General features: G+C 71.6%; 10 protein-coding genes and 1 pseudogene. 8 read left to right on the top strand and 3 right to left on the bottom strand.

What is annotated here, in order from left to right:
- The first annotated feature begins 23 nt into the window (after positions 1-23).
- From AB7J25_RS16125 to AB7J25_RS16110, 4 genes and pseudogenes are all read left to right on the top strand, one after another.
- A complete protein-coding gene (locus AB7J25_RS16125; protein ID WP_428509781.1) occupies positions 24-596 on the top strand; it encodes a Dps family protein in 573 nt (190 codons plus the stop codon).
- Positions 597-1,211: 615 nt separating this feature from the next.
- Positions 1,212-1,403, top strand: a complete 192-nt coding sequence (locus tag AB7J25_RS16120) for a hypothetical protein (RefSeq protein WP_428509779.1) — start codon at positions 1,212-1,214, stop codon at positions 1,401-1,403.
- 355 nt (positions 1,404-1,758) lie between these two features.
- Positions 1,759-2,532, top strand: coding sequence for a hypothetical protein (locus AB7J25_RS16115; RefSeq protein WP_428509777.1), 774 nt, complete (start codon positions 1,759-1,761; stop codon positions 2,530-2,532).
- Positions 2,533-2,860: 328 nt separating this feature from the next.
- Positions 2,861-3,799, top strand: a pseudogene (locus AB7J25_RS16110) (AraC family transcriptional regulator); the annotation flags it as partial.
- A gap of 99 nt (positions 3,800-3,898) precedes the next feature.
- Here the strand turns inward: AB7J25_RS16110 and AB7J25_RS16105 are convergent.
- Positions 3,899-6,169, bottom strand: a complete 2,271-nt coding sequence (locus AB7J25_RS16105; protein ID WP_428509775.1) for a response regulator — start codon at positions 6,167-6,169, stop codon at positions 3,899-3,901.
- A gap of 293 nt (positions 6,170-6,462) precedes the next feature.
- On the opposite strand from AB7J25_RS16105, the gene AB7J25_RS16100 reads away from it, so the two are divergent.
- On the top strand, positions 6,463-7,092 hold the full coding sequence (locus AB7J25_RS16100; protein ID WP_428509773.1) for an MEDS domain-containing protein: 630 nt from the start codon (positions 6,463-6,465) through the stop codon (positions 7,090-7,092).
- Between the two features lie 259 nt (positions 7,093-7,351).
- Here the strand turns inward: AB7J25_RS16100 and AB7J25_RS16095 are convergent, their stop codons facing one another.
- Positions 7,352-9,052 (bottom strand): PucR family transcriptional regulator, encoded by a 1,701-nt coding sequence (locus tag AB7J25_RS16095; protein ID WP_428509771.1) that lies wholly within the window; start codon positions 9,050-9,052, stop codon positions 7,352-7,354.
- Position 9,053: 1 nt separating this feature from the next.
- Positions 9,054-9,317, bottom strand: coding sequence for a hypothetical protein (locus tag AB7J25_RS16090; protein ID WP_428509769.1), 264 nt, complete (start codon positions 9,315-9,317; stop codon positions 9,054-9,056).
- 404 nt (positions 9,318-9,721) lie between these two features.
- On the opposite strand from AB7J25_RS16090, the gene AB7J25_RS16085 reads away from it, so the two are divergent.
- From AB7J25_RS16085 to dnaK, 3 genes are read left to right on the top strand one after another with little or no spacing between them, the layout of a single operon-like run.
- The gene (locus AB7J25_RS16085; RefSeq protein ID WP_428509767.1) at positions 9,722-10,213 is read left to right on the top strand and encodes an Hsp20/alpha crystallin family protein; all 492 of its coding nucleotides are present in this window, start codon (positions 9,722-9,724) and stop codon (positions 10,211-10,213) included.
- A gap of 27 nt (positions 10,214-10,240) precedes the next feature.
- Positions 10,241-10,774 carry a general stress protein gene (locus AB7J25_RS16080; protein WP_428509765.1) on the top strand — a complete coding sequence of 178 codons (534 nt, stop codon included), beginning with the start codon at positions 10,241-10,243 and terminating at the stop codon, positions 10,772-10,774.
- A gap of 2 nt (positions 10,775-10,776) precedes the next feature.
- Positions 10,777-12,666, top strand: coding sequence for a molecular chaperone DnaK (dnaK, locus tag AB7J25_RS16075; protein WP_428509763.1), 1,890 nt, complete (start codon positions 10,777-10,779; stop codon positions 12,664-12,666).
- The last annotated feature ends 7 nt before the right edge of the window (positions 12,667-12,673 follow it).

Below are 12,673 nucleotides of genomic sequence, written 5' to 3'. Positions count from 1 at the left end.
ACTGACACGAAGGAGCCGCCACGATGACCAGCGACACCCAAGTTCGCGACAGCCAGCCCCGCCTGCACCACAACGGCGTGGAGATCCAGCCGTTCGGGAAGCTCCGCGACCTGCCGATCGCGCTCGATCAGGGCACCCGGAAGGGCAGCGTCGAGCTGCTCAACCCGATCCTGGCCGACTCCCTGCTCCTGTACAGCCACTACAAGAAGTATCACTGGCTGATGCGCGGGCACACTTTCTACCAGCTGCACCTGCTGCTCGACAAGCACGCGGCGGAGCAGCTCGAGCTGATCGACATGCTCGCCGAGCGGGTGCAGATGCTGGGTGGCGTCGCGGTCGGCGACCCGCGGCACGTCGCCGAGCTGACCTCGGTAGCTCGCCCGCCGGATGGCGCCGAGGAGGTGCCGGCGATGCTGTCCCGGCTGCTCGAGACCCACGAGATCATCATTGGCAAGGTGCGGGAGGGGATCGTGCGCACCGAGGAGACCGGCGAATGGGGGACGAACGACCTGCTGATGGGCGACGTGCTCCGGCGGCACGAGATGCAGGTGTGGTTCTTGGCCGAGCACCTCGACCCCGTACCGGTCGTGAGCTGACTCTCGAGCCGATCCGGCCGGCGCGGCACGCTGAGCCGCGCAATGTGTCTGGCTGCTGCGCGTGCCTGGCTACGGCTGGGTCAGGCGGCCCGTTCGTCAAGGAGGTCGGCGAGTCTGACCTTGGCCAGGACGCGCAACACCGCCGGGGGTGGGTCATGCAGTTGATGAAGAGCAGGAGGGTCTCCTGGAGGATCACGATCACGATCGCCTGCAGGTCTTGCCCGTCGGTCAGCGCGGCGGCGACGTGACGCGCGGTGTCGACGACGAGCAGGATCCCGACCAGCACGAGGAGGACTCACACCATCGCGTGCACGATGTCCTCGGTGATCTCGATCGTGCGAACTGTGCGCGCTAACACGCTGCCGGGCGGGACGGGTGCGACGGCTCTCCCCCGAGTCGGCCGAGATTCGGACATTCGTCCTCCCGGATGATCGCCGAGTCGATCGGCCCTCCGCGATCCGATCCGCGTCGGAAAGCCGGACCGCCGACTCGGACACGAAGCCGAACCGCGCAAGCTGCCGCCCCGCCACCCCATCGACCAGCCATATCGGCGGCCACACCCACCGATGCGCGGGTCATCGGCCGGCGGCATCGCTCTGGCAGGACGAGATCGGGATGCTCGGCCCGCCCGGTCGGGTCGGCCTCAACCCACTGGCTGGTCGCGCTGGCTGCGCGGACATCGGTTTCTACCTCGTCACCGCCGGTGGCGCCGTGGACCGTGTGCTCGACGGCGCTCCCGCCGGGGATCTGTTCGACATCCACGACAGCGTCCGACGCGCTGAGCGATCGCTGGGCGTGTGCAGCTGAGCACGACGGTCAGCTCCGCGGGATTTCCATCGACGGGGACACGCCGAAGCGGCGCTTGTACTCGGCGGAGAACCGGCCGGGAACATTGCGACCAAACGGCGACGCGGTAGAGCGGTCTGCCGCTGCCGCCGAGCTGGCGCAGGCGTGCGTGAGGGGTGTTGACGGCGCGTCGCGGGCCGAGGAGTTACCGGTTGACATCGCGCGCCGTCGCTTGGACCGTCCCTGCCGTGGGAGCGGAGCGCGCGCCTCAGGACAGCGGCGGCCTGGACACAGGCCTGCCGCGGCATGGATCCACCGACGGCGCGGTGACGTGGGCCGCCGGAGTGAGGGACGCCCTGTCCGCCATGGGGCTGCCGTGACCCTGCCGGTTCCGCAGAGCGTTTGGGTCGCTCTGGGGATCACTGCCGTGCTGGCCGCCGTGCACCTGCTCAGCCCGAGGATCGAGAGGATGCCGGTGACCCCGGTCCGGGACGTGCGGTCCTTCGGCGGCGGGGTCGCCGCAGCCTACGTCTTCCTGTACCTGCTGCCCCGGCTCTCGGAGGGAAACCAGGTCGTCGGACGGCTGCTGGAGCAGGAGGTGGGACGAACCCCGCTGTCGAATCTCGCAGCGTTCGGGGTCGCCTTGCTCGGCTTCCTGGCCTTCTACTCGCTGGAACGCGCGGCGCGTCTGTCGCTACCCGAGAACAGCCGGGTCATCCCGGCCGTGTTCGGCCTGCAGCTGGGCGTGTTCGCGCTGTATAGCGGCCTCATCACCTACACCCTGCCGACCAAACTGCAGGCCGGCGTGCTGCCGGCGACGCTGTTCGCCGCGGCGATGTCATTGCACCTGCTCTCCACCGACCACGTCCTGCGCGAGCGTCTCCCGGCCGGACTTACTCGCGCGAGGTTGCTAGCCCTGTCGGGGGGTGCGGTCGGCGGTTGGCTGGCGGCCGTGCTGGCCGCGCCGACCAGCACGGTGCTGATCAATCTGCTCACCGCGTTTCTGGGTGGCGCCGTGCTGCTCAACGTCTTCATCGCCGAGCTCCCGCCTGAACGTCATTCCAGCCTCGGCTGGTTCGCCATCGGTCTGGCGACGTACTCCGCGCTGTTGGCCGCGACGACGTACCTGGCCCACCCCGGCGCCGCGTGACCGGCTCACCCGTCGCCTGGGCGGCCCGACGGGGTCGACCTGCAACTGCTGACCATCGGTTACCTCGTGTGGGCACCGCCGCCCTCAGGTAGACGCCGGGTGGACTGTCCGCCGCTTCGGTCGGGAGACCCGACGAGGCAGGCCGGAGCCGGACACCAGGTGGACCGCGAAGGGTGCGAAGTGATCCGACGACACCGGAGGCGCTCGGTCTTCGTCCCGGCGGGCCCGGATCGACCCGACCTCCTGGGCACGCCGTGCCGATGTCCGGTGCGGCCCGGCCCGTGACGCTGGTGCTCCGCTGCGACGCGACGCGACAGGAGTGCGCACCATGGCGGAGCCAACCCACATCAGCTCGTACCACGATCGGGACCTCGACCGCGCCGCGGCCGAGGGGGGACGCGGCCTCGCCACGAATTCCCTGGAGATGCTGTACCGAGAATCGTCGTACGACGTCCGCGGCGCCGAGGTCGTGCTCGGTCCCCTGAGCGTGGGGCGGTTCCAGTGCGCCGCCGCGATCCGGGCTACCGCGTCAGACATTCAGACCTGCTACACGGTCGACCTTCCCGGCGCCGGCGTGCGGCAGACCGAGCACCGGTCGGCGTCCACCGAGGCGTTCCGCGGGCAGGGGGTCATCTGCCAGCCGGTCGGAGACGTCCGGATGAGGCTCGGAGACAGGTACTCCTGCTTCACGGTTCGGATCGATCGTGAGGCGCTCGAGGACGCGCTGCTCGAGCTGCTCGACCGAGCCCCCGGCCACCCGCCCGACCCGCAGCCGAGCGTGAATCTGCGGGCTCCGGCCGGTGCGCGCTGGGCCCGCCTGGTGCGCCTAGTGGGCGCCGCCGCGTGGAGCGGGGCGCTCGCCAACCCGCTGGTCGCCGCGCCGCTTCGCGACGCCGTCGTCCGCGGGATGCTCGTCGCTGCTGACCACCGCGACCGGGACGGGATGGAGCGGCCGATCCGGACGTGGTGTCTGGGCCCGGTGCACCGGGCCGTCGAAACGATGCACGACCGACCGGAGCTCCCGTATACCCCGACTCTGCTCGCGCACACGGTCGGGGTGGGGCCGCGGGCCTTGCGGGAGGGGTTCCTCCGGCACGTGGGCTGGCCGCCCATGACGTACTTGCGCCGGGTCCGCCTGGAGCGGGTGCACGACGAGCTACGGGACGGGAGCCCGGACGAGACTTCGGTGACGGAAACCGCCTGCCGCTGGGGATTTTCCGACTCGGACCGGTTCGCCGATGTCTACCTGCGCATCTACGGCCGGACGCCGGGAGAGACGTTGGGTCCCGGGCGTCCGGTGACGGCTCGGTACGCGGATTCGGGGGCCCTGACCGGGCTGGAGGTCGTCTACGTCGCGACAGAGCGATCAGGTGCCGAGCGGTGGGAGCGTACCGGTCAGGACGACATCGTCGGCGACGTCCCGGAGCTTCCGGTTCGCCGTCTGGCTGGCGCGGCGGAGCTGGTCGAAGGCCTCGGCCTCGGTCACCTTGCGCTGCTGCATGAGGATGCCCATCGCCGTGCCGATCTGCCGGTTGCTGGCCAACGCCGCCTGCAGGTTGGCCGCCCGGCGCTCGGCCTGGTCGAGGGCGTACTCGCGCAGCCGCGTCAGCTCCACGTGGGACCGCACCCTGGCGAGCAGCTCGACCGGGCCGAACGGTTTCACGATGTAGTCGTCCGCGCCGGCACGCAGTCCCTCCGCCGCCGACTCGGGCCCGGCGCGAGCCGTGAGCAGGAGGATCGGGAGCCGGGCCGTGGCGGGCGCCGCGCGGAGGGCCCGCACCAGGTCGAGACCGTCCATGCCGGGCAGCATCACGTCGGAAAGAACCAGGTCGTAACCCGTCTCGATCGCGCGCAGCGCGGCGTCGGCGTCGGCGACCGCCTCGACCGAGCAGCCGTCGTCGCGCAACAGGCGCACGAGGTAGGAGCGCATCTCGGCGTTGTCCTCGACGAGCAGGACGTTCGCGCCACCCGGGCCGGGCTCCCGCGCGGGCGACGCTTCGGGCTCCTCGGGAGTGCTGGCCCACGACTCCGTCTCCGCGACCGCGGCGCGCACGAACGCCAGGGCCGCCGGGCGCTCGCGGCCGGGGTCGGTCGACGGTGCAGCGGGCACGACGATCGTGAACCTGCTGCCTGCGCCGGGCGTGCTGACGACGCCGACCTCGCCCCCCATCACCCGCACGAGCTCGGTGACGAGGGAGAGCCCGATGCCCATCCCCTCGCCGGTGCGGGAGGCCGCCACCTCCGGCACCTGGTGGAACCGGTCGAAGATCCGGGGCACTTGGTCGGCCGCGATCCCGGCACCCGTGTCGGCGACCGCCAGCTCGACATCGTGCTCCCCGTGACGCAGCCGGATCTCGATCGTGCCGGTCGCGGTGAACTTCACGGCGTTGGACAGCAGGTTCGACAGGATCTTGACCCACATCTCCTGGTCGAGCTCGACCAGGCCCGGCCCCGCCGGCGCGTCGAGCACCAGGGTCAGCCCGGCGCGCTCGATCGCGGGCCGGAACATGCCCGCACACGCCGCCGTCAGCGCCGCGACGTCCGTCGGTTCGCGGCGCGTCTCGGGCTCGCCGTCGGCGCGAGCGAACTGCAGCAGGCTCTCGAACAGGCGCTCCAGCCGCCGAGCCGCCCGCAGGGCGGCCTCGGCCCCCGCCCGCCGGGGCACCGACAGGTCCGGGTCGCGCAGCAGCTCCGTGAGCGGCCCGAGGACCAGGGTCAGCGGCGTGCGGAACTCGTGGCTGACGTTCTGCAGGAACCGCGTCCTGGCACGGTCCAGGGCCTCGATGACCTCCGCCCGCTCCCGCCGGGCCTGGTAGGCGAGGGCGTCGGTCACGGCCGCGGACACCTGCCGCGCGACGGAGTCGACGAACCCACGGTACTCCTCGTCGAAGGCCAGGTGCGGGCTCATCCCCAGCTCGATCGTGCCGACGGTGCGTCCACTGGACCGATCGGTCAGGGGGAGCACCACGGCGCTGTCCGCGACCGCCCCACCCGGCTCGACGGGCTCGACGACCGGCCCGATCCGCTGGCGGATGCCCGAGGCCATCTCCGTCCGTCCCGACGCCAGGACCCGCTGGTTCACCGAGTCGGATGTCGGGCTGCGCCCCCTCAGGACGTCCGCCGCGCCGAACGAGGCGGCAAGGCGCAGCTCCGCGCTCGTATCGTCGAGCACGGCGGCGAGCGCGAACGGCACATCCCGGCGGTGTTGGGCGAGCACCGCGAGCGCGACCCGGCAGGCGTCGGCTGGGCTGCGTGCCGCGGCTGTCGACACCCCGCCCAGCTCGTGCAGAATGCGCCGCCGCCGCTCGGCCAGAACCCGCGAGGTCGTGTCCGTACATGCGATGAACATGCCGCCCACGGCGCCGCCGCCCGCGCGAATCGGGCTGCAGGAGAACGTCCAGTAGGTCTCCTCGACATGGCCGTGCCGCTCGCGCGGCAGGTACAGGTCCGGGGAGTAGATCGCCCCGCCGCCGGCTAGGACGCTGTCGGCGAGCGGCCCGAGCTCCGACCACGCCTCTGGGTAGCACTCGGCCGCGTCCTGCCCGATCGCCAGCGGGTGCTTGTCACCGATGAGCGGGGTGAAGGCGTCGTTGTACAGCTGGGTCAGCCGCGGGCCCCACCACAGCAGCATTGGCATGCGTGACGGCAGCACGGTCCGCACGGCCGCCCGCAGCCCGTCGGGCCACCCCTCCACCGGGCCGAGTGGCGTTGCCGCCCAGTCCGCGGCCCGCAGCGCGGCCTGGGTCGGGTCCGCGCCGTCGAAGATCGCTGCTGCAGGGTTGGGGGGCCGCCCACTGGGCCTCCGTTCCGGATCGCCGGGAGGCGCACCCCACCGTAGCCCTCCCGTCGCAGCTGGAAATAGGGATCGCTCGCGGTTAGAGTCTGCTTCGGGTTGGACAGCAGCCCCGACCGCTGCCAGGAGCTCCTCCAATGGGTGCTGCGAGCCCCCCACCGACCCCTCGCGACCAGCTGCCCCTCGTCCCCTCACCGCCACCGTTCGGGCTTGCCGGCGTGGTGATCACGTCGGGGGACCACATCTGCTGCTTCTACTCGGGGGCGGACGAACGGGACCGGATCCTGCGCGCCTATCTGCGCGCCGGGTTGCGCCACGGGGACAAGTGCATCTGCCTGATCGACTCGACTGAGCCGCACGTGGTGCGTCGGCAGGTCGAGGACGAGGGCGTTGCGGCGGCTTCCGATCAGCTCGTGGTCGAGCCAGCGGGGCCCGCCTACCTGCGGAACGGCGGCCGGTTCTCCCCCGATATCATGATCGAGTACCTCGACGAGACGATCGGGGCGGCCCTCGCCACCGACGCATTCCGGTTCGTCCGCACCGTCGGCGAGATGAGCTGGGTGCTGCGCGAGCCCCCGGCCAGCGAGGAGCTGTTCACGTACGAGGCGGCGATCAACCGCTTCGCGCCGCGGTACCCACAGGCGCTGCTGTGCATGTACGACCTGCGGCGCTTCGGCGGCGGCATGCTGGTCGACGCGATGACAACGCACCCGAAGCTGCTCATCGGCAACCTCCTCGTGCAGAACCCCTGGTGCATGGTGGCGTGACCGGCGTCAGCCGTCGGGGTGGATGTCGGTGGATGTCCAGGCCCGCCGGCACGCCCTCGACATGCGCCCCGTCGTCGCCGACGTGGAGGGCGACCCGCGCCCCCGCCAACGGCGCTTCTCGAGCGGCGAGCTCGGCGTGGCCCACGTTCGAGGTCAGCGCGTCGAGGTGACGCTTGTCGCGGTCGAGCCCGATCGCGTGCCACCCTCGGTCAGGCAGCCAGAAGCGCTCGTCGCCCTCCGGGAGCGGTTTGGCGCGATCTCAGGAGGAGCCCAGCATGATGTGCCATGCCCGGGTGGCGACGTGCAGGTTGAGCTTGCTGTCCACCGCGTTGAGGTCGTGCCCGGTGAGTTGGCGGATGCGGCGGAGCCGGTAGCGCAGGGTGCTGCGGTGAATGTGCAGCGCCCGGGCCGCGCAGTCGTAGTTCCCGCCGCACTCGTAGTACCGCCACAGCGTCAGGACCAGTTCCGTCTGCTTCGCGGCGTCGTAGTCGAGCAGGGTGCCCAGCCACTCCCGGACGAAATGCTCGGCCTCGACGCTGTCCGCGGAGGCGAGCAGCCGGTAGACGCCGAGCTCGTCGTAGGCGGTCACGCCGGCGGGCACGGTCGACCCCTGCCGGATGCGTAGCGCACGCTGCGCCTCGTGATACGAGCGCGGGACCTGTGATGCGGACATGACGACACCGCCGACGCCGATCGCGCCATTGGGGTTGCGGAGCCGCTCGCCCACCGCCTTGTAGACCTCGCCCCAGCGGGGACGTGCGGGCGGGCCGGCGGGCTGGGGGACGATCGCGACGACGCCGCCCGGCCTGCGGGCGAGCAGGGCGCGCGTCTGCAGGACCGCGGCAAGGGCGCGTTCGAGCGCCTGCTCCACGGCGTCGTCGCGGGACTCGCCGGGCCATCTGACGAGCAGCACCTGGTGCGGGTCGCTGAGGTCGTGCCCGAGGACGGCCGCGCGCGGGAGCGCGCTTGCGTCGTCGGTTCCCGACAGCAGGTCGTCGACGAGGTCGCGACGCAGCCGCAGCTCGGTCTCGGCCAGCGCGCGCTGGTGGGCCAGCTCCATTGCCAGGACGACCGCGCCCTCCTCGAGGGCCACGAGCTCGTGCTTGCCCGCGCGCCGCTCGGGGTCAATGAGGGCGAGCACGCCGAGGACCTCGTTGCGGGGCTGAGCGAGAGCGATCACGCGGCCGCGGTCCCGAATCGGCCGGCCCGCTTGACGGGCCTTCGCCAGCACCTCCTCCCGGCGGTGGGATACCGAGGTGGGGGTGGTCGGGGGCTCGCCCGGGCCCGCCCACACCCGCAGGTTGCCGAATCCGTCCTCGACGGTGACCGGAAGGCCGGTCAGGTCGTGCACCGCGGCGGCGATGCCGCGTTCGCCGCCGCCGGATGCGGAGACCGCCGTAAGTACCTCGTGGATCCGGCGGTGCCGCTGGAGGTCGACGATGCTCGCGCCGAGCTGCTCGTTGACGAAGGCGAGCTCGGAGTTCACCCGGCCCAGTTCGGCCGCTGTCTCGCGCTCCCGCCGGTGCAGCCCGGCGCTGGTCAGGGCGACGCCAGTCTGCAGCGCGAGCATGCGCAGCAGGAAGAGGTCGTTCTCGGGGGGCTCGGCGTCGGCACCGACGACGACGTATCCGGCATACCCGCCGATGCCGCGGAGGGTGAACGCCCAGACCCATGGCGCCAAGCTGCTCGAGACCGGCCCGTCCGCGCCGTCCAGCGCGACCAGCTGCGCGCCGATGTCATGGCCCGCGAGCGGTTCACCGTCGGCACCGCGGAGCATGCCCCCGTCGCTGGCCAGGCTGGTGGCGACGACGTGGGACCGTCCGAACGAGGTCGCCGACGTGACGGCGAGGCGTAGGATCTCCGCGTCCTCCCGCCGGTCGAGCATGAGCATGGCAAGGACCGACAGGCCGGTCAGCTGGGATATCCGCGTCCGCAGCGACACGTCGTCGTCGACGGGCACGTCATCCCTCGCCCCTGCGCTCCCGGCGCGTCTCCTGCTGGCCGCAGCGAACCTGCTCGAGAAGCTCCTGGCTGCGCGCCACTGCGTCGACCGCCGCAGCGACGAGCTTGCGCGCCACCGCCTCGGACATCAGCGCCTGCGTCGGCATGGCGCCGGCTGCGGTAGCGGGTGGGGTCACGTAGCCCTGGGACAGCAGTTCGGCGCCGTCGATGCGCGGAACGCCCGTGGGCGGATGCGCGGAGCGCCCGTGGGCGACAGGGGCCATCCGAACCTCCCGGAGTGCGCTCATCGAGTTCCTCGGACGCAGGGGTCAGGAGGGTACCCGGGCGATCGGTGCAGCAAACGCCCGGTCGGCGCTTGTCCCCCTTCGCCCGCGCGCGTGGTCCCGCGGCGGTGCAGAGCGTTGCGCCTGCGGGCAGCACCGGCCACACCGAGGGACAGCTCGTCGAGGTCGGCCAGGTCATCGGGATCAGCGACACGATGTTCCCGCTGTCGATTCGCCGAGGCACCTACGGCACCACTCCGGCCAGGACTCGGTCCCCCGGGGTGATCGGTGCGGCGGAGGTTGACCCCGCGAGGCCGGTTCGACGCCGCACCCGGCGCTGCAACCGTGGTCCCGGACCGCAGACCCGAACAAGGGCAGCGAGACGAGATCTTTGGAGGTTCCCTATGACACTGATGCGGTTCGACCCCTTCCGTGAGTTCGACCGCCTGACCGAACAAGCGTTCTCGGTCGCGGCGAGGGCGTCGCGCAGCATGCCCATGGAGGCGCTGCGCCGGGGCGACGAGTTCTTCGTCTACCTCGACGTGCCCGGGGTTCGCCAGGACGACGTCGACGTGACGGTGGAGCGCAACGTCGTGTCCGTCCGCACGCGTCGCGTCCCACAGCGCCAGGAAGGCGACGAGGTGATCGTCGACGAGCGGCCGTACGGGGAGTTCACCCGTCAGCTGTTCCTCGGCGACAACCTCGATCCGGGCGGCCTGTCGGCCGAGCTGGCCGCTGGCGTGCTGAGCCTGCGCATCCCGGTCACCGAGTCGAGCAAGCCGCGCCGCGTCGCCCTCGGGTCCTCCGGCGGCCCGCCGGAGGACGGAGTGACGAACGGGAAGGACCGGTCCAGGTCCACGGAAACGTCCGAGACCGCCACGTCGGCGAGCGGCTAGGCCGTCGTCCCCCTTTGGAGGGCAGTCATGACTGAGCAACCGAGCGGCGTCCGGCGGGTCCCGGTCATCGCCCGCGACGGCGCCACCGCCCCGCCGACCGCACCGCCTCGACCCGGTCCGCGTCGGTCGATCATCTCCACCGCCGACTACGCGACGGCCGAGCGCATCGTGGACACGTTGTCCGACCGCGGCTTCCCGGTGGAGCGGGTGGCGATCATCGGCCACGACATGCAGCTCGTCGAGCAGGTCACGGGTCGGATGACCTACGGCCGGGCCGCCTGGCGCGGTGCGCTGAGCGGGGCCCTGCCCGGCGCCCTCATCGGCTGGATCTTCGGTGTGTTCAGCTGGGTGGACCCCTTGATCGCCGGGCTGCTGCTCGGGCTCTACGGGCTGGTCATCGGTGCGGCCCTCGGTGCCATCGTGGGCCTCATCATCCACGCGATGCAGGGCGGCCGACGGGACTTCGCCTCCGTGGTGTTGATGCAACCGCAGCGCTACGAGGTCCTCGTCGACGCCGACGTCGCGGACGAGGCCATCCGCCTGCTCGACAAGGAGATCTGACCATGGCACGAGCCGTCGGGATCGACCTCGGCACCACGAACTCGGTGATCGCCGCGTGGGAGGGCGGCGAGTCGGACGTGATCCCCAACGCGGAGGGGCAGCGTACGACGCCGTCGGTCGTCGGGTTCACGGAGAGCGGCGAGCGGTTGGTGGGGCAGCTCGCGCGCAGGCAGGCGATCCTCAACCCGAAAGGCACGGTCTACTCGGTCAAGCGCTTCATCGGACGCAAGTTCGACGAGGTCCGCGAGGAGGCCGAGCAGGTCACCTACGACGTCGTGCCCGATGACCAGGGCAACGCGCGGATCCGGATCCGGGGCAAGCTGTACGCCCCCGAGGAGATCAGCGCGATGATCCTGCGCAAGCTCGCCGACGACGCGGGGCGCCACCTCGGCGAGAAGGTGACCGAAGCGGTGATCACCGTTCCCGCCTACTTCAACGACGCGCAGCGGACCGCCACGCGCGACGCCGGGAGGATCGCCGGCCTCGAGGTGCTGCGGATCATCAACGAGCCGACGGCCGCCGCCCTGGCCTACGGGTTGGACAAGCACCAGCACGAGACGGTGCTCGTGTTCGACTTCGGCGGCGGGACGTTCGACGTGAGCATCCTCGACGTCGGCGACGGGGTGGTCGAGGTGCGGGCCACCGCGGGGGACACCCACCTCGGCGGCGACGACTTCGACCGGCGCGTCGTCGACCACCTCGCCGACTCCTTCCAGAAGGAGGAGCGGATCGACCTACGCAAGGACCCGCAGGCGCTACAACGGCTCTACGAGGCTGCGGAGAAGGCGAAGATCGAGCTGAGCTCGGTGACGCAGACCCAGGTCAACCTGCCGTTCGTCACCGCCGACGCGAACGGGCCCAAGCACCTGACGGCGACGCTGATGCGCTCGACGTTCGAGCAGATCACCGCCGACCTGATCGACCGCACCATGGACCCGGTCAAGCAGGCGATGGCCGACGCGAAGGTCAGCCCCGACGACATCGACGAGGTCATCCTCGTCGGCGGTTCCACCCGGATCCCGGCCGTGCAGAACCTCGTGCGGCGGCTCACCGGCGGCAAGGACCCCAACATGTCGGTCAACCCCGACGAGGTCGTCGCGGTCGGCGCAGGGATCCAGGCCGGTGTCCTCAAGGGCGACGTGTCCGACGTGGTCCTGCTCGACGTCACCCCGCTGTCGCTGGGCGTGGAGACCCAGGGCGGCGTGATGACCCGCATCGTGGAGCGCAACACCACGATCCCGGCCCGGCGCGGTGAGACGTTCTCGACCGCCGCGGACAACCAACCCGCGGTCGACGTCGTGGTGCTGCAGGGCGAGCGGGAACGCGCCGCCGACAACCGGGTGCTGGGCCGCTTCCAGCTCACCGACATCCGGCCGGCGCCGCGGGGGGAACCGCAGATCGAGGTGACCCTCGACCTCGACGCCAACGGCATCCTGCACGTCACCGCGCGGGACAAGGACACCGGTAAGGAGCAGGGGATCACCATCTCGGAGAGCTCGACCCTCGACCAGGCCGAGGTCGACCGGATGGTGCAGGAGGCCGAGCGCAACCGTTCCGCGGACCAACAGCTGCGGCGCGAGGTCGACGCGCGCAACGAGCTCGATGCGCTGGCCTACCGGGTGCAGCGGCAGCTCGACGAGCTCGGCGACGCCGCGCCGGCGCACGAGCGGGCCCGCGCGGAGATACTGGTCGCCGACGCCCGGCAAGCGGTGGCCGACCAGGCCCCGGCGGACCGGGTCCGTGAGCTGATCCAGGACCTGCAGGGCGTGCTGGCGGGGCTGCAAGCCTCGGCCGCGGGCGGCACCGGGGCACGCGGGGATGGGAGCGGCGCCGGGTCGGCCTCGTCGGCGGCGGACGACGACGTTATCGACGCCGAGTTCGACCGCGGCTGAGGCGGGC

The sequence above is a fragment of the Pseudonocardia sp. genome (genome assembly GCF_050246655.1).
Taxonomy (GTDB): domain Bacteria; phylum Actinomycetota; class Actinomycetes; order Mycobacteriales; family Pseudonocardiaceae; genus Pseudonocardia.
This window is presented reverse-complemented; position numbering and strand designations above follow the sequence as displayed.

What these genes read in the sequence shown, in the direction of transcription:
- AB7J25_RS16125 (WP_428509781.1), top strand. Translation starts at nt 24, where the DNA reads ATGACCAGCGACACCCAAGTTCGCGACAGCCAGCCCCGCCTGCACCAC.
- AB7J25_RS16120 (WP_428509779.1), top strand. Translation starts at nt 1,212, where the DNA reads ATGCTCGGCCCGCCCGGTCGGGTCGGCCTCAACCCACTGGCTGGTCGC.
- AB7J25_RS16080 (WP_428509765.1), top strand. Translation starts at nt 10,241, where the DNA reads ATGACTGAGCAACCGAGCGGCGTCCGGCGGGTCCCGGTCATCGCCCGC.
- AB7J25_RS16090 (WP_428509769.1), bottom strand. Translation starts at nt 9,317, where the DNA reads ATGGCCCCTGTCGCCCACGGGCGCTCCGCGCATCCGCCCACGGGCGTT.
- AB7J25_RS16100 (WP_428509773.1), top strand. Translation starts at nt 6,463, where the DNA reads ATGGGTGCTGCGAGCCCCCCACCGACCCCTCGCGACCAGCTGCCCCTC.
- AB7J25_RS16105 (WP_428509775.1), bottom strand. Translation starts at nt 6,169, where the DNA reads ATGCCAATGCTGCTGTGGTGGGGCCCGCGGCTGACCCAGCTGTACAAC.
- AB7J25_RS16085 (WP_428509767.1), top strand. Translation starts at nt 9,722, where the DNA reads ATGACACTGATGCGGTTCGACCCCTTCCGTGAGTTCGACCGCCTGACC.
- dnaK (WP_428509763.1), top strand. Translation starts at nt 10,777, where the DNA reads ATGGCACGAGCCGTCGGGATCGACCTCGGCACCACGAACTCGGTGATC.